Origin of the sequence: Pseudomonas sp. N40(2020) (assembly GCF_014472415.1) — a bacterium.
Lineage (GTDB): Bacteria > Pseudomonadota > Gammaproteobacteria > Pseudomonadales > Pseudomonadaceae > Aquipseudomonas.
Map to the genome: position 1 here is coordinate 164386 of NZ_JACSZV010000001.1, position 20380 is coordinate 184765.

Consider the following 20380-nt stretch of genomic DNA (forward strand, 5'->3'; position numbering starts at 1 on the left):
CTCCTATAGAGAAGCGATGTGAGCCGACCAGTGATCGTACAACCCGCTTGAGCTATGATGCCCCCAAGCCGAATTTTCGAGACAAGATACAGACTATGGAAAACGCGATCGAAACCCCGCGCCTGCCGCGCAAGCGCCGCAGTCTGGCTCAGGAACTGGTGACGGTGCTGAGCGAGCAGATCCGCGATGGCCTGCTCAAGCGCGGCGACAAATTGCCCACTGAGTCGGCGATCATGGAAGCCCATGGCGTCAGCCGTACGGTGGTGCGCGAGGCGATTTCCCGTTTGCAGGCCGCCGGCCAAGTGGAAACCCGCCACGGCATCGGTACCTTCGTGCTCGACACACCGAGCCCGAGCGGTTTTCGTATCGACCCGGCCACCGTCGTTACCCTGCGTGACGTGTTGGCCATTCTTGAACTTCGCATCAGCCTCGAAGTGGAGTCCGCCGGCCTCGCCGCGCAACGCCGCAGCCCCGAGCAACTGGCAACCATGCGTGCCGCCCTCGATGCGCTGAACGACAGCGTCGCCCATGCCAGCGACGCCGTGGCTTCTGACTTCGCGTTTCACCTCGAAATCGCCTTGTCCACGGGCAACCGCTATTTCACTGACATCATGACCCACCTGGGCACCAGCATCATTCCGCGTACCCGGCTGAATTCCGCGCGACTGGCCCATGACGATCAGCAGCACTACATGAATCGCCTGAGCCGCGAGCACGAAGAAATCTACGAGGCCATCGCCCGCCAGGATTCCGATGCTGCGCGTGCGGCCATGCGTCTGCACCTGACCAACAGCCGAGAAAGACTGCGCCAGGCCCATGAAGAGGCGCAGGCGCAGCGGGGGTAACGGCTTAGGCTTCGATACGCAGCATCAGCGGGGCCGAAAACGGCTCCATGCTCGATTCGTCCTGAAACTTGTAGCGCAGTTCAATTTCGCAACTCACGTACGTCTTCAGCACTTCCTTCGGAATCTGCAATTCGATGCCCGTGAGTTTTTCCATCTCGTCCTCGGCGTCATCCCAGGCGCCAGTATCAACTTCTTCGCCTGCCCATTCGGGCTCTTCGGGATCGTCGCCAAGAATGGCGTAGACGCTCCAGTTGGCTGCAAAGTCGCTGGAGTCCGGGACCTCAACGATCAGGTGATCGCTCAATTCCGACAAGTTCACGGTTACCGTTTCAGATGAATGAGGCAGAAATTGTGTGAGTGTGAGTGTGGGTGAGGCAAAAGTCATGAGGGTCGCTCTCCATGCGTAGTGCGCCGTGATCCATTCACGGCGGTTCTGCACGGTAAAAGACTCTCGCGGAAGGTGTTTTAAACCGTTCATTTCCAGTCATTTCAAAGCCCCCTGTAGGAGCTGCCGCAGGCTGCGATCTTTTGACTTTGATTTTAAAAAGCAAGATCAACAGATCGCAGCCTGCGGCAGCTCCTACAGGGGAGGGTTGCGTCAGTGAAGGGGCAGAATTGAACGGTCAACCCTTACGGCGAGCAGGCCGGCAACGGGTTTGGCATCAAAGGTTGCGTAACCTTGGGCATTTACCGTCGCCCGGGCGATAGGCAGGCCTTTGGCCAACAACTCCAGCGGCGCACCCTTGAGCGATTGGCCCGAGGCCAGTTCCAGTTTTAATGTGATCGTCATGGCGGTTCTCCTTGATTAATTGACGTTGCCGGTCGGGTGGTAATCCTTGAGCAGCAGGTAAGTGCTCCAGCCCCACCAGTCGTCGACGGTCGCGGTGTCGTTGAGGTTGTTGACGTCCTTGCGCCGCAACACTTTGCCGCCTTCGGTGCGGAACAGTGGCGAGAAGTTGTTCCCCAGATTCAGTACCGCCGTCAGGTCCGGCAGGCGTTTGAGCGCGGCGAACGCGGAAGGCGCGGGGAGGTTGCCGCTGAGGTAAGCCGCGAACACTTCATCTGCCGAGGTTTGCACCGCTTGATTGACCTGTTGGCGGTTGTCGGCGTCGGTGGCCTCGAAGTAGCGCTTGTCACCGTATGCCCGCCACTGATCACCACGACTGTTTTGCACCTTGAGGCCGAATTTGCTGTCCTCGTCGTGCATGAAACGGGTGATCAACGAACCCAGATCGCTCGGTGTCACCACTGCTGCCAGCTCCTTGCGTGGCACCCGCAGGTGGCCGGAGGAAAACAGGTCGGTGAGGAAGTGGTCGGCAAACGCGTTCATCGCGTAAGCCCGTTCCAGTTGCAGTTCATCCTGATTGGCGCGGGCAGCAATGGCGGTTTGCAGCGCGGCGGTGTGGCCGGCGATATAGGCCAGTTTTGCCCATTCGCCAAAGTGGTCTGCGTTATTTGCTGCCAGTTTCAGGTAACGACCAAGCGGGAACAGCGCCGAGACAAAACTGCCGCCACCGGTGATTTTGTTCCACTCTTCGGACAACGTATCTCCTAGCGCGTCGTAGGCTTCGTGCGGTTGTTTCCCGTCCTTGATGGCCTGTTTAACCGCGTCGATCTCTTTTTGCATTACCGCAAGAATCTGCGTGGCTTCGGCCCGTGCGGCGGGCAACACCGCAAGAGAGTCGAAAGCGGCGTTGAAACGTTGCAGGCGATCCACCGGCGTAGCGCCTTCGCTGATCGGGCGATCCGGGATGCCGTAGAAATCACCCCCCAACGCCAGAACCTGGCCGTAAGTGAAGGCTGAGCCGTTCGGCAGGTGCAGTTGCACGTTTTGCGCGAGCACCGGTTCGGCATTTTCGACAAAGCGCAGCAGCGTGTTATCGCCGATGGCCGTGTGTTCGCCACCTTCGAAGCGTGCCTGCGGCCTGCCTTTAAAGGCGTTTGCGGGGAGGGCAGTGACCGGTTCGACATCGCTGTGGGCATCGGCGATGTGCAGCACCAGATGCGGATTTTCGGCGTCAAAGCCGATGCCGGATTCAGTGAACAGATCATCAAAACGGGCAATGATCGGCTTGGGTTTTTCCTGAGGTTTCGGGTGTAGACCGGACATTTCTTTCTCCTTGATATGTCATCGGAAGGTTTATGTTTAGCTGTATGTATATACAGCTAAACAAACCTTAGCCGAGAAATTTCCTACGTCAAGAAACGATCTTGTCCGACAAAAAGTGCCCGCCAACGATGAAATGCAGTTGACGGTTATCTTTTAAGTTGTACGATGACCTACAACTTCAGCGAGCGCTGAAAGGTTTACTCACAACAATATTGCTACCCAGGGTGTTCGAATAATGAATCCACAAGAACTGAAGTCCATCCTCTCTGCCGGCCTGCTGTCTTTCCCGGTCACCGATTTCAACGCGCAGGGCGATTTCAACCGCGCGGGCTATATCAAGCGTCTGGAATGGCTGGCCCCGTATGGCGCTTCGGCCTTGTTCGCAGCCGGTGGCACGGGTGAGTTCTTCTCCCTGGCCGCCAGCGAATACTCGGAAATCATCAAGACTGCCGTCGACACCTGTGAAACCAGCGTTCCGATCCTCGCCGGCGTTGGCGGTTCGACCCGTCAGGCCATCGAATACGCTCAAGAAGCTGAACGCCTGGGCGCCAAAGGCCTGTTGCTGCTGCCGCACTACCTGACCGAAGCCAGCCAGGACGGCGTTGCCGCCCACGTTGAAGCGGTGTGCAAATCGGTCAAGATCGGCGTGGTCGTCTACAACCGCAACGTCTGCCGCCTGACCGCGCCGCTGCTGGAACGTCTGGCCGAGCGCTGCCCGAACCTGATCGGTTACAAGGACGGTCTGGGCGACATCGAGTTGATGGTGTCGATCCGTCGCCGCCTTGGTGATCGCTTCAGCTACCTGGGTGGTTTGCCGACCGCTGAAGTCTACGCCGCTGCCTATAAGGCGCTGGGCGTGCCGGTTTACTCCTCGGCAGTGTTCAACTTCATTCCGAAAACCGCGATGGATTTCTACCACGCGATTGCCCGTGAAGATCACGCCACCGTCGGCAAGATCATCGACGACTTCTTCCTGCCGTACCTGGACATCCGCAACCGCAAAGCCGGTTACGCCGTGAGCATCGTCAAGGCGGGCGCAAAAATCGCCGGCTATGACGCGGGCCCGGTGCGGGCACCGCTGACCGACCTGACCGGCGAAGAGTACGAAATGCTCGCCGCACTGATCGACAAGCAAGGTGCGCAGTAACACACGACAAACCGAGGCCGCTGAGCAATCAGCGGCTTTTTGCGTGAAGGCTTTTAGTTTCGAGGGCTGTCCCGTGGCAAATGCAAAACGTTACGACAACTACATCAACGGTGAATGGGTCGCCGCTGCCGATTACTCGGCCAACATCAACCCGTCCGAGTTGAGCGACACCATTGGTGACTACGCCAAGGCTGACCTGACTCAGGTTAACGCCGCCATCGACGCTGCCCGCGCGGCGTTCCCGGCGTGGTCGACTTCGGGCATTCAGGCCCGTCACGATTCGCTGGATAAAGTCGGTACGGAAATCCTCGCCCGCCGCGAAGAACTCGGCACTTTGCTGGCTCGGGAAGAGGGCAAAACCCTGCCCGAAGCCATCGGCGAAGTGACCCGCGCCGGCAACATTTTCAAATTCTTCGCCGGTGAATGCCTGCGTCTGTCCGGCGACTACGTGCCGTCGGTGCGCCCGGGCGTCAACGTCGAAGTGACCCGCGAAGCACTCGGCGTGGTCGGCCTGATCACCCCGTGGAATTTCCCGATTGCCATTCCATCGTGGAAGATCGCTCCGGCCCTGGCTTACGGCAACTGCGTAGTGCTCAAACCTGCCGATCTGGTCCCGGGCTGCGCCTGGGCGTTGGCCGAAATCATCTCGCGCGCAGGCTTCCCGGCCGGTGTGTTCAACCTGGTGATGGGCAGCGGTCGTGTCGTCGGTGAGGCACTGGTCAACAGCCCGAAAGTCGATGGCATCAGCTTCACCGGTTCGGTCGGCGTCGGTCGGCAGATCGCGGTCAACTGTGTGTCGCGTCAGGCCAAGGTTCAGTTGGAAATGGGCGGCAAGAACCCGCAGATCATTCTCGACGACGCCGACCTCAAGCAAGCGGTCGAGCTGTCGGTGCAGAGCGCGTTCTACTCCACCGGTCAGCGTTGCACGGCGTCGAGCCGCTTGATCGTCACTGCCGGAATTCATGACAAGTTCGTTGAGGCCATGGCCGAACGCATGAAGTCGATCAAGGTCGGTCACGCGTTGAAATCCGGCACCGATATCGGTCCAGTGGTTTCGCAAGCGCAGCTTGAGCAGGACATGAAGTACATCGACATCGGCCAGTCCGAAGGTGCACGTCTGGTCAGCGGCGGTGGTCTGGTGACCTGCGACACCGAGGGCTACTTCCTCGCGCCGACCCTGTTTGCCGACAGCGAAGCCTCGATGCGGATCAGCCGCGAAGAGATTTTCGGCCCGGTGGCGAACATCGTCCGCGTCGCCGATTACGACGCCGCACTGGCCATGGCCAACGACACCGAGTTCGGTCTGTCGGCGGGCATTGCCACCACGTCGCTGAAGTACGCCAACCACTTCAAGCGCCACTCCCAGGCCGGGATGGTGATGGTCAACCTGCCGACGGCGGGCGTGGATTACCACGTTCCATTCGGTGGGCGTAAGGGTTCATCCTATGGATCACGTGAGCAAGGCCGCTATGCGCAAGAGTTCTACACCGTGGTGAAAACCGCCTACATCGGCTCCTGATACACGCAATACCCCTGTAGGAGCTGCCGAAGGCTGCGATCTTTTGATCCTGATCTTAAAAACAAGATCAAAAGATCGCAGCCTGCGGCAGCTCCTACAGGGAGCAAGCGAATACACAACAGATTCACCCGCGCATAAAAATAATCAGTGGGAGTACATCTACATGCAATCGTCCAAGCCGACTCACGTCCGCTATTTGATCCTGCTCATGCTGTTTCTGGTGACCACGATCAACTACGCCGACCGCGCCACCATCGCGATCGCCGGTTCCAGCCTGCAAAAAGACCTTGGTATCGACGCGGTCACCCTCGGTTACATCTTCTCCGCATTCGGTTGGGCCTACGTGGCCGGGCAAATCCCCGGTGGCTGGTTGCTCGATCGCTTCGGCTCGAAAAAAATCTATGCCCTGAGCATTTTCACCTGGTCGCTGTTCACCGTGCTGCAAGGCTTTGTCGGTGAATTCGGCATGTCCACGGCGATTGTTGCGCTGTTCATGCTGCGCTTCCTCGTAGGTCTGGCCGAAGCGCCATCGTTCCCCGGCAACGCACGCATTGTCGCTGCCTGGTTTCCGACTGCTGAACGCGGTACCGCCTCGGCGATTTTCAACTCGGCGCAATACTTTGCCACCGTGTTGTTCGCCCCACTGATGGGCTGGATCGTTTACAGCTTTGGCTGGGAACACGTGTTCATTGTCATGGGCATCCTCGGCATCGTCGTCTCGCTGATCTGGCTGAAAGTGATCTACAGCCCGCGCGAACACCCGCGCATCAATGATGCCGAGTTCAAACACATCGCCGAAAACGGCGGCATGGTCGACATGGACCAGCGCGGCAAAAAATCCGACGGCCCGAAGTGGGATTACATTCGTCAGTTGCTGACCAATCGCATGATGCTCGGCGTATACCTGGGCCAATACTGCATCAACGGCATCACTTACTTCTTCCTGACCTGGTTCCCGGTTTATCTGGTGCAAGAGCGTGGCATGACCATTCTCAAGGCGGGTTTCATTGCGTCCTTGCCGGCGATCTGCGGTTTCATCGGTGGTGTGCTCGGCGGGGTGATTTCCGATTACCTGCTGCGTAAGGGCCATTCTCTGACCTTCGCCCGCAAGGCGCCGATCATCGCCGGCCTGCTGGTGTCCAGCAGCATCGTGGCCTGCAACTATGTCGATGTTGAATGGATGGTCGTTGGCTTCATGGCCCTGGCATTCTTCGGCAAAGGCGTTGGCGCTCTCGGCTGGGCAGTGGTTTCCGACACCTCGCCGAAACAGATTGCCGGTCTGAGCGGTGGCCTGTTCAACACCTTCGGCAACATCGCTTCGATCACCACGCCGATCGTGATTGGCTACATCATCAGCTCCACCGGTTCGTTCAAGTGGGCGCTGGTGTTCGTCGGTGCCAACGCACTGGTCGCGGTGTTCAGCTATCTGGTGATCGTTGGCCCGATCAAGCGTGTCGTGTTGAAAGAGCCGCCAACCCAAGGTGGTACTGAAGCCACCGGCAAATTGTCTCAAGCGCATTCCTGAGGAGCGGCGTCATGCAGTTGATTGAACATTCCGACTCGCCGCGCTACATCCGCCTGCACGAGCGGGACAACGTCGTGGTTGTGGTCAATGACCAGGGCGTACCGGCCGGCACTGAATTCGCCGATGGCCTGGTGACGCTGGATTTTGTGCCGCAAAGCCACAAGGTCACTCTGGAGGACATTCCCGAGGGCGGCCAGGTGATTCGCTACGGCCAGATCATCGGTTATGCCTTGCAGCCGATCCGCCGTGGCAGTTGGGTCAAGGAAGATCAACTGCGCATGCCGACCGCGCCGCCGCTCGACAGCCTGCCGCTGTCGACCGAGGTGCCGGACGCTCAGGCACCACTGGAAGGCTTCACCTTCGAGGGTTATCGCAACGCCGACGGCACCGTCGGCACGCGCAACATCCTGGGCATCACCACCACCGTGCAATGCGTGACTGGCGTGCTCGATCACGCGGTGAAACGCATCAAGGAAGAACTGCTGCCGAAGTACCCGCACGTCGATGACGTAGTCGCATTGACCCACAGTTACGGCTGCGGCGTGGCGATCACGGCCACCGATGCCTACATCCCGATTCGCACCGTGCGCAATCTGGCACGCAACCCGAACCTGGGCGGCGAGGCGTTGGTGATCGGTCTGGGCTGCGAGAAATTGCAGGCCGGGCAGGTGATGCACGAGGACGATGCTTCGGTGGATCTCAGCGAGCCGTGGCTGTATCGCTTGCAGGATTCCAGTCACGGTTTTACCGAGATGATCGAGCAGATCATGGAACTGGCTGAAGTCCGCTTGAAGAAACTCGACCAGCGTCGCCGCGAAACCGTGCCAGCGTCCGAGCTGATCCTCGGCATGCAGTGCGGCGGCAGCGACGCGTTCTCCGGCATCACCGCCAACCCGGCGCTGGGATACGCCTCGGACTTGCTGCTGCGCGCGGGGGCGACGGTGATGTTTTCCGAAGTCACCGAAGTGCGTGATGCGATTTATCTGCTGACTTCCCGCGCCCAGACCAAGGCTGTCGCCGAGGAACTGGTGCGCGAGATGGACTGGTACGACCGTTATCTGGCCAAGGGCGAAGCGGATCGCAGCGCCAACACCACGCCGGGCAACAAGAAGGGCGGGTTGTCGAACATTGTCGAGAAGTCGCTGGGTTCGATCGTCAAATCCGGCAGCAGCGCGATCAATGGCGTGCTTGGCCCGGGTGAGCGGTTCAAGCAGAAGGGGCTGATTTTCTGTGCGACGCCGGCCAGTGATTTTGTCTGCGGCACGTTGCAGTTGGCGGCAGGGATGAACCTGCATGTCTTCACCACGGGTCGCGGCACGCCGTATGGCTTGGCGATGGCGCCGGTGGTGAAGGTCTCGACGCGTACTGAACTGGCGCAGCGTTGGCCTGACTTGATCGACATCGACGCCGGGCGGATTGCCACCGGGCGCGCGACGATCGAGGAGTTGGGCTGGGAGTTGTTCCACTACTACCTGGCCGTGGCGAGCGGCAAGCAGCAGACGTGGGCGGAGAAGCACAAGCTGCATAACGACATTACGTTGTTCAATCCGGCGCCGATTACCTGAGTTTTGGGGGGAGGTCAAAAGCTTACCCTCACCCCAGCCCTCTCCCGGAGGGAGAGGGGGCCGATTCGGGAATATTTTAGAAGTACATCGACCTGAAAGTGCTTGGCTGAATCCATAATCGACTCGCACTTTCAGGTCGATGTATAGCGAAAGACACCTCGGTCAGTCCCCTCTCCCTCCGGGAGAGGGTTAGGGTGAGGGGCTCTTGAAGCTTTTGGCTTATCATTAGCCCCCTAACGACGCTCACCCAAGGCTCCCCGGCATGCTGGCAATCTTCCTCGAAACCCTGAACATCACCGCGCCGGTGTTTGCCATGCTGTTTCTCGGTGTGCTGCTCAAGCGCATCGACTGGATCAACGACAACTTCATCCACACGGCCTCGTCGCTGGTGTTCAACGTCACCATGCCGGCGTTGCTGTTCCTCGGCATCCTGCATGCCGACTTACACGCCGCGTTGCAACCGGCACTGCTGATCTATTTCTCCATTGCTACGCTGGTGAGTTTTGCTGTGGCCTGGGGCTGGGCGATTTTGCGCTGTCCGCGTGAAGATCGCGGCATCTATACCCAAGGCGCGTTTCGCGGCAACAACGGTGTGATCGGTCTGGCACTGGCCGCGAGCATGTACGGCGACTACGGGATTTCCCTCGGGGCGATTCTCGCGGCGCTGGTCATCCTGTTCTACAACACGCTGTCGACCATCGTGCTGGCGGTGTACAGCCCGGTGATCAAGTCCGATCCGTGGAGCATCTGCAAAAGCGTGTTCAGCAATCCGCTGATCATCAGCGTGATCGCGGCGGCGCCGTTTGCCTATTTCAAGATCGGTCTGCCGGGGTGGCTGGAAACCTCCGGCCAGTATCTGGCGCAGACCACTTTGCCGCTGGCGCTGATCTGCATCGGCGGCACGCTGTCGCTGGCGGCCTTGCGCAAGAGCGGCAAGATGGCGCTCAGTTCCAGCCTGGTGAAGATGATCGGCCTGCCGGTGCTGGCGACGTTCGGCGCATGGCTATGCGGTTTTCGCGGGGCTGAACTGGGGATTCTGTTTCTGTACTTCGGCAGCCCGACGGCGGCGGCCAGTTTTGTCATGGCCCGGGCGGCGCAGGGCAATCACGAGCTGGCGGCGGCGATCATTGTGCTGACCACTCTGATGGCGGCGATCACCACCAATCTCGGGATCTTCTTTTTGCAGTGGGGCGGGTGGATCTGACCGGCAAGATCAAAAGATCGCAGCCTGCGGCAGCTCCTACACAGGATTGCGTTCCCCTGTAGGAGCTGCCGAAGGCTGCGATCTTTTAGCTCTTCTGATAGGTATCGATCACTTCCTGCGCCGCGCGAAACGCATCGATCGCCGCCGGCACACCGGCATACACCGCACAATGCAGCAGCGCCTCGCGAATCTCATCCACTGTGCAGCCATTGTTCAGCGCACCGCGCACATGACCTTTCAGCTCTTGCGGACATTTCAAGGCAGTCAGCGCAGCAAGCGTAATCAAACTGCGGGTCTTCAACGGCAGGCCTTCGCGATTCCACACGCCACCCCAGGCATGCTCATTGACGAAATCCTGCAGCGGCTGGGTGAATTCCGTGGCGTTGCCCAGCGCCCGATCAACAAACGCATCGCCCATTACCTGGCGGCGGACTTCAACCCCGGACTTCTTCGATTCGGTCATGGCATATCCTATTTGTGGTGTTGGCGGCGCCAGGCGATGACTGACGTGATCAGCAAAAACGTCAGCAGCGTCGGCAAGACGTAAAACAACATCAGCCGCTCAAGCTTGCCGGCCAGCGGCATGCCGGTGGTGAACGACACCACATGCAGCCCGTACGCCAGATACAAACCAAGCAGCAGCAGACCTTCGGCGCGGGTCACGCGGTAGCCGGAATAGAACACCGGCAGACACAGCGCTGCGACACCGAGCATCACCGGCAAGTCGAAATCCAGCGCATTGGGCGAGACCGACAGCGGTGTCGGCGCGATCAACGCGGTGATGCCGAGTACACCGAGCAAGTTGAAAAGATTGGCGCCGATCACGTTGCCCACCGCAATGTCCCGTTGCCCGCGCAATGCGGCGATCAGCGAGGTAGCGAGTTCCGGCAGCGAGGTGCCGACGGCCACCACGGTCAGCCCGATAACGCGCTCGGAAAATCCAAGATCGGTCGCCACCACAACGGCAGCGCCCAACAGCAGATGCCCGGCGAAGACCAGCATCGTCAGCCCGACAATGATCATCAGCGAACAGCCGATCCAGGACGTCTGCGCTGCTTCGGGATGCTCCGAATGCGGTCGTGTCGAATGCCGTGACTGGCGCAGCAGCAAACCAAGGTATAGCGCCAGTGCGCCCAGTAAGAGGATGCCGTCGATGCGACCGATTTCCTCATTCCACGCCAGAACGAACACCAGCAGGCAGGCACCGATCATCAGCGGAATATCGAGGCGCACCAGTTGCCGCGACACGCGCAGCGGAATGATCAGCGCCGACAAGCCGAGGGTCACGAGGATGTTGAAGATGCTGCTGCCGACCACGCTACCGACGGCGATGTCGGGATTGTGCGCCAGTGCGGCTTGCAGACTCACCGCCATCTGCGGAGCGCTGCTGCCGAGGGCGACGATGGTCAGGCCGATGATCAGTGGCCGTACATTCAGTCGCGCGGCGAGGCGCACCGCTGCGCGCACCATCAGTTCGGCACCGAAGATCAGCAGGCATAGCCCGGCGAGCAATTCGATCACGCTGATCAGCGGTAAATCGGTCAGTCCGAAAATGGTCGGCGCTCCATCAGTCGAGGGCCTGAATGCGAACCCGCGCAGTACCGGCGCGCAGCATGCCGATCTGGTTTGCGGCCTCGCGGGACAGGTCGATCAGTCGGCCACGGGTATGGGGGCCGCGGTCGTTGATACGCACCACGACGGATTCGTCATTCTTCAGATTGGTGACCTTTACCCGGGTGCCGAAGGGCAACTGGCGATGGGCGGCGGTCAGGCCATGCTGGTTGAACGCTTCGCCGCTGGCGGTGCGTTTACCGTGGTGTTTGGCTCCGTAATAGGAGGCGACGCCGGTCTGGTCGTAACCGTGCGGGTCGATGGTGTCGGTGCTGGCGCATCCGGCCAGTAAAGAGAGCAGGGCGCAGCTGACTAACAGACGCTTCATTCAAAGGTTTCCCGAAACAAATGTGGGAGCGAGCCTGCTCGCGATTGCTTTCTGACAGTCAACATTGAGTTGAGTGCCGAACCGCTATCGCGAACAGGCTCGCTCCCACATAGGGTAGAGCCAGGCTTTAGGTCTGGCTCCATTTGCATCAGCCTTCGAGCTTGCTTTTCAGCAGTTCGTTCACTTGCTGCGGGTTGGCCTTGCCTTTGGAGGCTTTCATGGCCTGACCGACGAAGAAGCCGAACATCTTGCCGCGTTTGGCTTCGTCTGCCGCGCGGTATTGCTCGACCTGCTCGGCGTTGGCCGCGAGCATTTCGTCCAGCACCGCCGAGATCGCGCCGCTGTCGGTGACTTGCTTGAGACCGCGCTTTTCGATGATCTCGTCCGCGCTGCCTTCGCCGTTGGCCATCGCTTCGAACACAACCTTGGCGATCTTGCCGGAGATGGTGTTGTCCTTGATGCGCTGCAGCATGCCGCCCAGCAGTTCAGCGGAAACCGGCGACTCGTCGATGTCCAGGCCTTGCTTGTTGAGCAGGCTGCCCAACTCGACCATCACCCAGTTCGCCGCCAGTTTGGCGTCGCCGCCGATGGCTGCAACTTTCTCGAAGTAGTCGGCTTGTTCGCGACTGGTGGCCAGCACGCTAGCGTCGTAGACCGACAGACCGAATTGCTCCTGGAAGCGCTCGCGTTTCTGCGGAGGCAGTTCCGGCAGGGTGGCGCGCACCTCGCCCAGGAACGACTCTTCGATGACCACGGGCAGCAGGTCCGGATCGGGGAAGTAACGGTAGTCGTTGGCTTCCTCTTTGGAGCGCATCGGACGGGTTTCGTCCTTGTTCGGATCGTACAGACGGGTCTGCTGGATCACTTTGCCGCCGTCTTCGATCAGCTCGATCTGACGCTGGATCTCGGAGTTGATCGCCTTCTCGATGAAACGGAACGAGTTGACGTTCTTGATCTCGCAGCGCGTGCCGAAGGCTTCCTGACCTTTCGGACGGATCGACACGTTGCAGTCGCAACGCAGCGAACCTTCGGCCATGTTGCCGTCGCAGATGCCCAGGTAACGCACCAGCGCGTGGATCGCCTTGACGTAAGCCACGGCTTCCTTGGCGCTGCGCATGTCCGGCTCGGAGACGATTTCCAGCAGCGGCGTGCCGGCACGGTTCAGGTCGATGCCGCTAGCACCGTTGAATTCTTCGTGCAGGCTCTTGCCGGCGTCTTCTTCCAGGTGCGCGCGGGTGATGCCGACACGTTTGACCGTGCCGTCTTCCAGCGCGATGTCCAGGTGTCCCTTGCCAACGATCGGCAATTCCATCTGGCTGATCTGGTAGCCCTTCGGCAGGTCCGGGTAGAAGTAGTTTTTACGGGCGAATACGTTGTGCTGACCGATCTCGGCGTCAATCGCCAGACCGAACATCACGGCCATGCGCACAGCTTCCTGGTTCAGCACCGGCAAAACGCCCGGCATGCCCAGATCAATCAGGCTGGCCTGAGTGTTCGGCTCGGAACCGAATGTGGTGGAACTACCGGAAAAGATTTTCGACCGGGTAGTGAGCTGAGTATGAATCTCCAGCCCGATCACGACTTCCCATTGCATGTGTGTCTCCTCAGAAGCCGGTTGGGGTGCGGGTGTGCCAGTCAGTGTTCAACTGATACTGGTGCGCAACGTTGAGCAAACGGCCTTCCTGGAAATACGGCGCGAGCAACTGCACGCCAACCGGCAGACCGTCGACAAAACCGGCCGGCATCGACAGGCCCGGCAGGCCCGCGAGGTTGGCGGTGATGGTGTAGACGTCTTCCAGATAGGCAGCGACCGGGTCGCTGTTCTTGGCGCCGAGTTTCCAGGCCGGGTTCGGCGTGGTCGGGCCGAGGATGATGTCGACTTCATTAAAGGCAGCCATGAAGTCGTTCTTCACCAGACGACGGATTTTCTGCGCCTTCAGGTAGTAGGCGTCGTAGTAACCGGCGGACAGCGCATAGGCACCGACCATGATCCGGCGCTGTACTTCAGGCCCGAAGCCTTCGCCACGGGAGCGCTTGTACAGGTCGATGAGGTCTTTCGGGTGCTCGCAACGGTGGCCGAAACGCACGCCGTCGAAACGCGACAGGTTCGAAGAAGCTTCGGCCGGGGCGATCACGTAGTACGCAGGAATCGCGTGCTGCATGTTCGGCAGGCTGATTTCCTTGATCACGGCACCGAGCTTCTGCAGCTCTTTGATGCTGTTCTGGATCAGCTCGGCGATACGCGGGTCGAGACCGGCGCTGAAGTATTCCTTTGGAACACCGATGCGCAGGCCCTGCAGCGAAGTGTTGAGGCTGGCGGAGTAATCCGGCACGGGCTCATCGATGCTGGTGGAGTCGTTCTGATCGAAGCCGGCCATACCTTGCAACAAAATTGCGCAGTCTTCGGCAGCGCGCGCCAACGGGCCGCCCTGATCGAGGCTGGAAGCGTAAGCGATCATGCCCCAGCGCGAAACGCGACCGTAGGTCGGTTTCAGGCCAGTGAGGTTGGTGAACGCGGCCGGCTGACGGATCGAACCACCGGTGTCGGTGGCAGTGGCCGCAGGCAACAGACGAGCGGCAACGGCCGCCGCCGAACCACCGGACGAACCGCCCGGCACGTGTTCCAGGTTCCACGGGTTTTTCACTGCGCCGTACCAGCTCGACTCGTTGGCCGAACCCATGGCGAATTCGTCCATGTTGGTCTTGCCCAGGGTCACGGCACCGGCTGCGGCCAGTTTCGCGACCACGGTGGCGTCATACGGGGCCTTGAAGTTGTCGAGCATCTTCGAGCCGCAACTGGTGCGGATGCCCTGGGTGCAGAACAGGTCTTTGTGGGCGATCGGCGCACCAAGCAGCGCGCCGCTCTCACCGTTGGCCCGGCGCACGTCGGCGGCTTTCGCCTGCTCGATGGCCAGCTCTTCGGTGAGGCTGATGAAACTGTTGAGCTGCGGGTCGAGCTGGGTGATACGCGCCAGCAGGACTTTGGTCAGCTCTTCGGAAGAAAACTTTTTATCGGCGAGACCGCGGGCGATCTCGGCCAGAGTCATTTGATGCATTGCAGGCTCTTTCCCTTTAGTCGATGACTTTCGGAACCAGATACAGGCCGTTTTCGACCGCTGGTGCGATGGACTGATAGGCCTCGCGATGATTGGTCTCGGTCACGACGTCGGCGCGCAGGCGCTGACTGGCTTCCAGCGGGTGGGCCAGAGGCTCGATACCGTCGGTATTAACAGCCTGCATTTCGTCGACCAGCCCGAGAATGCTGTTGAGGGCGGAAGTAATGTGCGGAAGATCGGCATCATTGAGGCCAAGGCAGGCCAAATGAGCGATTTTTTCCACGTCGGAGCGTTCTAGCGCCATCGGGATTCTCCAGTGGAAAACAGAACGGACGGCGTCCGTGTGTTAGATTGTCGGAACACTACCGCACTTCTACGGTCATAAGGCCGCGATTGTGGGGCTTGGTGCACAGAAAAGCGGCCAATTTAACATATTGGCGCCTTGCCCAAAATCCCTGTCGTTGTTAGAGTTTGCCGCACTTTTTTACCCACGCGTTGCCTAGGGTCCCTTTCCCATGTTCAAGAAACTGCGTGGCATGTTTTCCAGCGATCTTTCCATTGACCTGGGCACTGCCAACACCCTTATTTACGTGCGCGAGCGCGGTATCGTCCTGAATGAGCCATCGGTTGTGGCCATTCGGACACACGGTAATCAGAAAAGTGTCGTTGCTGTCGGCACCGAGGCCAAGCGCATGCTCGGCCGTACGCCGGGCAACATTGCTGCCATTCGTCCGATGAAGGACGGCGTGATCGCCGACTTCAGCGTCTGCGAAAAGATGCTGCAATACTTCATCAACAAGGTTCACGAAAACAGCTTTCTGCAGCCTAGCCCTCGTGTGCTGATCTGTGTTCCATGCAAATCCACCCAGGTTGAGCGTCGTGCCATCCGTGAATCGGCTCTTGGTGCCGGTGCGCGTGAAGTGTTCCTGATCGAAGAACCAATGGCTGCTGCGATCGGTGCCGGCCTGCCGGTAGAAGAAGCGCGCGGTTCGATGGTCGTCGATATCGGTGGTGGTACTACCGAAATCGCGCTGATCTCCCTGAACGGTGTGGTTTACGCCGAATCCGTCCGCGTTGGCGGCGACCGCTTCGATGAAGCGATCATCACTTATGTGCGCCGCAACTACGGCAGCCTGATCGGCGAATCCACCGCTGAGCGCATCAAGCAGGAAATCGGTACGGCCTACCCGGGCGGCGAAGTTCGCGAAGTCGACGTTCGCGGTCGCAATCTGGCCGAAGGCGTTCCACGCGCATTCACCCTGAACTCCAACGAAGTGCTGGAAGCTCTGCAAGAGTCCCTGGCCACCATCGTTCAGGCCGTGAAAAGCGCCCTGGAGCAGTCGCCGCCGGAACTGGCTTCCGACATCGCCGAGCGTGGCCTGGTGCTGACCGGTGGTGGCGCGCTGCTGCGTGACCTCGACAAGTTGCTGGCTCAGGAAACCGGTCTGCCGGTGATCGTTGCCGAAGATCCGCTGACTTGCGTTGCTCGCGGCGGTGGCCGTGCATTGGAAATGATGGATAAGCACACCATGGATCTGCTCTCGAGCGAATAAGTCGCCGAGTGCAATACGTGGGTGAGCGCGCAGGCAGCACTTTGCAGTGCTGCCTGTTGGCGTTTATCTTCTGTCAGTCTTCATCCAGGCCGGTTTGATGCCGTATGAATAAACAGAACATTTGCCTGGGAGGAGCGGCTTATTAAACCGCTTTTCGCCAAGGGCCCTTCACTGGGCGTCCGCCTGTTGGTGCTGGCCGTGTTGTCGGTTGCGCTGATGGTGGTCGATGCCCGCTTTGATCTGCTCAAGCCAGCGCGCAAACAAGCGTCGCTCGTGCTGATGGATGCCTACTGGATCACCGACCTGCCCGGACGGCTGTGGGACGGTATCGCCAGCCAGTTCGGCAGTCGCACCGAGCTCATCGCCGAAAACGAAAAACTCAAGACCGAAAACCTGCTGTATCAGGGCCGTATGCAGAAGCTTGCCGCGCTGACCGAGCAGAATGTTCGGCTGCGCGAGTTGCTCAACTCTTCAGCGCTGGTCAACGAAAAGGTTGAAGTGGCCGAGTTGATCGGCATGGACCCCAACCCCTTCACCCACCGCATCATCATCAATAAAGGTGAGCGCGACGGCGTGGTTCTCGGTCAGCCGGTGCTCGATGCACGCGGTCTGATGGGGCAGGTGGTCGAGTTAATGCCGTACACCTCCCGTGTATTGCTGCTGACCGACTCAACTCACAGCATTCCTGTGCAAGTGAACCGTAACGGTTTGCGGGCAATCGCCAGCGGTACCGGAAACCCGGAACGTCTGGAACTACGCCACGTCGCCGACACGGCGGATATCAAGGAAGGCGATTTGCTGGTCAGCTCTGGCCTCGGTCAGCGTTTTCCAGCGGGTTACCCGGTGGCGACGGTCAAGGAAGTGATCCACGATTCCGGTCAACCGTTCGCAATCGTTCGCGCCGTGCCGACTGCTGCGTTGAACCGTAGTCGCTACCTGCTGCTGGTGTTCAGTGACTCGCGTACCGCCGAGGAGCGCGCCAACGACGCCGCGCAGGCTCAGGAAGCTCTGGATGCCCATGGCGGCGGTCCGATGCAGCCGGTTAACGTTTCGCGACCGCTGGTCATGCCGGCGCCTGCCGCAACGCCAACCGCCGAACCGGCACCCGCCGCCACAGTGCCCGCCGCGACGCCGGTCAAGCCTGGCGCGAGCAAGCCGCCGGCGACTGCTCCGACGGCGACAAAGCCACCGGCTTCTGCGCCAGCAGCCAGCAAACCGCCCGCCAAACCGCCGGCGACGGCGCCAGTCACCACTGGGGGACGAGAATAATGGTCGGTGTAAAAGCCTCTCGAAATGGCTGGATGGTCTGGCTGACGTTTGTTATCGGCTTGTTGCTCAGCGTCTCGCCGTTGCCGATCTTCATGGAAATACTGCGTCCGCTGTGGCTGGCTTTGCTGCTGACGTTCTGGGCGCTGTACATGCCGCAGACGGTCGGCATGGTCACGGCGTTCTGCCTGGGTCTGGCCGAAGACGTGCTGCAGGGCGATCTGTTCGGGCAGAACGCGCTCGTCCTCTCGCTGATCACTTTCCTGGTGCTGTCACTGCAACAACGCTTGCGAATGTTCCCGATGTGGCAACAGTGCCTGGTGATCCTGGTGATCTTCGGCCTCGCACAACTGGTGCAGTTGTGGCTCAGTGCCTTGACCGGCAACCGTCAGCCGACCCTGGCGCTGGTCCTGCCGGCACTGGTCAGCGCCTTGCTCTGGCCCTGGATCAGTTTTGCCCTGCGTGGATTGCGCCGCCGCTACAAAATCAATTGATCCGGTGAAGCAGGGCACTGAACAGGGAGACGTTTTGATGAAGCCGCTTTACCTCGCCTCTGGATCGCCGCGTCGGCGTGAGTTGCTCACGCAGATCGGCGTCCCGTTCTCCGCCATCAGCGCGGATATCGATGAAACCCCGTTGCCCGAAGAATCGCCATCGGCCTATGTCGAGCGCCTTGCGCGCGGCAAGGCTGAGGCCGGCCGGCGCACGGTCTTGTCCGGCCAGGCATTCTGCGTGTTGGGTGCCGACACAGCGGTGGTGCTGGACGGCAAAATTCTTGGCAAACCGGTGGACGAAGCCGATGCATGCGCCATGCTGATGATGTTGTCCGGCAAGGAGCATGAAGTGCTGACGGCGATTGCCGTGCTCGAAGGTGAGCGCTGCGACTCGCGGGTGGTACGCAGTCTGGTGCGGTTCCGGCCGATCAGCCGCGAAGAGGCCGCTGCCTACTGGGCCAGCGGCGAGCCCCGGGACAAGGCCGGTGGATACGGCATTCAGGGGCTCGGCGCGGTGTTTGTCGCGGGGCTCAATGGCAGTTATTCGGCGGTGGTCGGGTTGCCTGTTTGCGAAACCGCAGAACTGTTGGGCCATTTCGGCATACCCTGTTGGCAAAACCTGAACGCGCAATAAGCGTCGTACGAACAAGATGCGGCCATTATCGTGAACATGCCTGAACGAGATCCTGCCATGAGTGAAGAGATTCTGATCAACATCACGCCGATGGAGTCGCGCGTGGCGGTGGTCGAAAACGGTGTGCTGCAAGAAGTCCACGTCGAGCGCACGCAAAAACGCGGGATCGTCGGCAACATCTATAAAGGCAAGATTGTCCGGGTGTTGCCGGGTATGCAGGCAGCGTTCGTCGACATCGGTCTGGATCGTGCGGCGTTCATTCATGCCGCTGAGATTTCTCTGCGCGAAGGCCCGGCAGTGGAAAGCATCAGCGCACTGGTGCACGAAGGTCAGAGCCTGGTGGTGCAAGTCACCAAAGACCCGATAGGCTCCAAAGGCGCGCGGTTGACCACGCAGTTGTCGATTCCGTCGCGCTACCTGGTGTACATGCCGCGCACCGCTCACGTCGGTATTTCGCTGAAAATCGAAGACGAAGCCGAGCGCGATCGCCTTAAGCAGGTGGTCACCGATTGTGTGGCCAAAGAAGGCATCAAGGAGGCTGGCGGCTTTATTCTGCGTACCGCCGCTGAAGGCGCCGGGGCCGATGAGATCCTTATGGACATCCGCTATCTGCGGCGCCTGTGGGATCAGATCAACGAACAGATCAAAACCATATCTGCGCCGAGTGTGATCTACGAAGACCTCGGTCTGGCCCTGCGCACGCTGCGTGACCTGGTCAATCCGAAGATCGAGAAAATCCGCATCGATTCACGGGAAACCTTCCAGAAAACCACGCAGTTCGTCGCCGAACTGATGCCTGAAATCGCCGATCGTCTGGAACATTACCCGGGCGAGCGACCGATTTTCGATTTGTACGGCGTCGAAGACGAAATCCAGAAAGCGCTTGAGCGCAAGGTACCGCTGAAATCCGGTGGCTATCTGGTGGTCGATCCGGCGGAAGCCATGACCACCATCGACGTCAATACCGGGGCATTCGTCGGTCATCGCAATCTCGAAGAAACCATCTTCAAGACCAATCTCGAAGCGGCCACTGCGATTGCCCGGCAGATGCGTCTGCGCAATCTGGGCGGGATCATCATCATCGACTTCATCGACATGGAAGATGAAGAGCATCAGCGCCAGGTGTTGCGTACGTTGGAGAGACAACTGGAGCGCGATCATGCCAAGACCAACATCATCGGGATCACCGAGTTGGGCCTGGTGCAGATGACCCGCAAGCGTACCCGCGAAAGCTTGGAGCAAGTGCTGTGCGAACCGTGCAGCAGTTGTCAGGGTCGCGGCAAGCTGAAGACTGCGGAAACCATCTGTTACGAGATTTTCCGCGAGATCCTTCGTGAAGCCCGAGCCTATCAGGCCGAGGGTTATCGCGTGCTGGCGAACCAGAAAGTGGTCGACCGACTGCTCGACGAAGAGTCCGGCAACGTTGCCGAGCTTGAAGGGTTTATCGGGCGCACTATTCGCTTCCAGGTGGAAACCATGTATTCCCAGGAACAATATGACGTGGTGCTGCTCTGAACCCCTGC

General features: G+C 59.8%; 20 protein-coding genes. 11 read left to right on the top strand and 9 right to left on the bottom strand.

Annotated elements, in window-relative coordinates:
• Positions 1-95 precede the first annotated feature (95 nt).
• Complete coding sequence (locus IAI51_RS00845) at positions 96-845, top strand: FadR/GntR family transcriptional regulator (RefSeq protein ID WP_187676755.1); 750 nt, start codon at positions 96-98, stop codon at positions 843-845.
• A 4-nt stretch (positions 846-849) separates the two neighbouring features.
• On the opposite strand, the gene IAI51_RS00850 is transcribed toward IAI51_RS00845, so the two are convergent.
• The 3 genes from IAI51_RS00850 to IAI51_RS00860 all read right to left on the bottom strand — a co-directional run bounded on the left by IAI51_RS00850 (position 850) and on the right by IAI51_RS00860 (position 2955).
• Positions 850-1323 carry a hypothetical protein gene (locus IAI51_RS00850; RefSeq protein WP_316249746.1) on the bottom strand — a complete coding sequence of 158 codons (474 nt, stop codon included), beginning with the start codon at positions 1321-1323 and terminating at the stop codon, positions 850-852.
• A 120-nt stretch (positions 1324-1443) separates the two neighbouring features.
• Complete coding sequence (locus tag IAI51_RS00855) at positions 1444-1635, bottom strand: hypothetical protein (RefSeq protein WP_187676756.1); 192 nt, start codon at positions 1633-1635, stop codon at positions 1444-1446.
• A 15-nt stretch (positions 1636-1650) separates the two neighbouring features.
• Positions 1651-2955 carry a phospholipase gene (locus tag IAI51_RS00860; RefSeq protein ID WP_187676757.1) on the bottom strand — a complete coding sequence of 435 codons (1305 nt, stop codon included), beginning with the start codon at positions 2953-2955 and terminating at the stop codon, positions 1651-1653.
• Positions 2956-3190: 235 nt separating this feature from the next.
• Here IAI51_RS00860 and kdgD point away from each other — a divergent pair, with 235 nt between their 5' ends.
• The 5 genes from kdgD to IAI51_RS00885 all read left to right on the top strand — a co-directional run bounded on the left by kdgD (position 3191) and on the right by IAI51_RS00885 (position 9915).
• Positions 3191-4102 (top strand): 5-dehydro-4-deoxyglucarate dehydratase, encoded by a 912-nt coding sequence (gene kdgD / locus IAI51_RS00865; RefSeq protein ID WP_042557640.1) that lies wholly within the window; start codon positions 3191-3193, stop codon positions 4100-4102.
• A gap of 73 nt (positions 4103-4175) precedes the next feature.
• The gene (locus tag IAI51_RS00870; protein ID WP_187676758.1) at positions 4176-5621 is read left to right on the top strand and encodes an aldehyde dehydrogenase family protein; all 1446 of its coding nucleotides are present in this window, start codon (positions 4176-4178) and stop codon (positions 5619-5621) included.
• 82 nt (positions 5622-5703) lie between these two features.
• The gene (locus IAI51_RS00875) at positions 5704-7146 is read left to right on the top strand and encodes an MFS transporter (protein WP_410457991.1); all 1443 of its coding nucleotides are present in this window, start codon (positions 5704-5706) and stop codon (positions 7144-7146) included.
• 11 nt (positions 7147-7157) lie between these two features.
• Positions 7158-8711 carry a galactarate dehydratase gene (gene garD, locus IAI51_RS00880; RefSeq protein WP_187676760.1) on the top strand — a complete coding sequence of 518 codons (1554 nt, stop codon included), beginning with the start codon at positions 7158-7160 and terminating at the stop codon, positions 8709-8711.
• Between the two features lie 262 nt (positions 8712-8973).
• Positions 8974-9915 (top strand): AEC family transporter, encoded by a 942-nt coding sequence (locus IAI51_RS00885; protein ID WP_187676761.1) that lies wholly within the window; start codon positions 8974-8976, stop codon positions 9913-9915.
• A gap of 85 nt (positions 9916-10000) precedes the next feature.
• Here IAI51_RS00885 and IAI51_RS00890 read toward each other — a convergent pair whose 3' ends face one another.
• The 6 genes from IAI51_RS00890 to gatC form a co-directional block, all read right to left on the bottom strand.
• Positions 10001-10378 (bottom strand): carboxymuconolactone decarboxylase family protein, encoded by a 378-nt coding sequence (locus IAI51_RS00890; RefSeq protein WP_187676762.1) that lies wholly within the window; start codon positions 10376-10378, stop codon positions 10001-10003.
• Positions 10379-10386: 8 nt separating this feature from the next.
• Positions 10387-11436 (bottom strand): calcium/sodium antiporter, encoded by a 1050-nt coding sequence (locus IAI51_RS00895; RefSeq protein ID WP_187676763.1) that lies wholly within the window; start codon positions 11434-11436, stop codon positions 10387-10389.
• Between the two features lie 46 nt (positions 11437-11482).
• On the bottom strand, positions 11483-11854 hold the full coding sequence (locus IAI51_RS00900; protein ID WP_187676764.1) for a septal ring lytic transglycosylase RlpA family protein: 372 nt from the start codon (positions 11852-11854) through the stop codon (positions 11483-11485).
• A 148-nt stretch (positions 11855-12002) separates the two neighbouring features.
• Complete coding sequence (gene gatB / locus IAI51_RS00905; RefSeq protein ID WP_187676765.1) at positions 12003-13448, bottom strand: Asp-tRNA(Asn)/Glu-tRNA(Gln) amidotransferase subunit GatB; 1446 nt, start codon at positions 13446-13448, stop codon at positions 12003-12005.
• Between the two features lie 10 nt (positions 13449-13458).
• Positions 13459-14910 carry an Asp-tRNA(Asn)/Glu-tRNA(Gln) amidotransferase subunit GatA gene (gatA, locus tag IAI51_RS00910; RefSeq protein WP_187676766.1) on the bottom strand — a complete coding sequence of 484 codons (1452 nt, stop codon included), beginning with the start codon at positions 14908-14910 and terminating at the stop codon, positions 13459-13461.
• A 16-nt stretch (positions 14911-14926) separates the two neighbouring features.
• The gene (gatC, locus tag IAI51_RS00915; RefSeq protein ID WP_007901429.1) at positions 14927-15214 is read right to left on the bottom strand and encodes an Asp-tRNA(Asn)/Glu-tRNA(Gln) amidotransferase subunit GatC; all 288 of its coding nucleotides are present in this window, start codon (positions 15212-15214) and stop codon (positions 14927-14929) included.
• A gap of 211 nt (positions 15215-15425) precedes the next feature.
• On the opposite strand from gatC, the gene mreB reads away from it, so the two are divergent.
• The 5 genes from mreB (at position 15426) to rng (ending at position 20372) form a co-directional block, all read left to right on the top strand.
• Complete coding sequence (gene mreB, locus IAI51_RS00920) at positions 15426-16463, top strand: rod shape-determining protein MreB (RefSeq protein WP_002555108.1); 1038 nt, start codon at positions 15426-15428, stop codon at positions 16461-16463.
• A gap of 141 nt (positions 16464-16604) precedes the next feature.
• Entirely contained in the window at positions 16605-17732 is a 1128-nt protein-coding gene (mreC, locus tag IAI51_RS00925; RefSeq protein ID WP_187676881.1) for a rod shape-determining protein MreC, read from the top strand.
• On the top strand, positions 17732-18223 hold the full coding sequence (gene mreD, locus IAI51_RS00930; protein ID WP_187676767.1) for a rod shape-determining protein MreD: 492 nt from the start codon (positions 17732-17734) through the stop codon (positions 18221-18223). Before mreC ends, mreD begins: the two co-directional genes overlap by 1 nt.
• Positions 18224-18260: 37 nt before the next feature.
• Positions 18261-18857, top strand: coding sequence for a Maf family protein (locus tag IAI51_RS00935; RefSeq protein WP_187676768.1), 597 nt, complete (start codon positions 18261-18263; stop codon positions 18855-18857).
• 57 nt (positions 18858-18914) lie between these two features.
• Entirely contained in the window at positions 18915-20372 is a 1458-nt protein-coding gene (gene rng / locus IAI51_RS00940) for a ribonuclease G (protein WP_187676769.1), read from the top strand.
• Positions 20373-20380 lie beyond the last annotated feature (8 nt).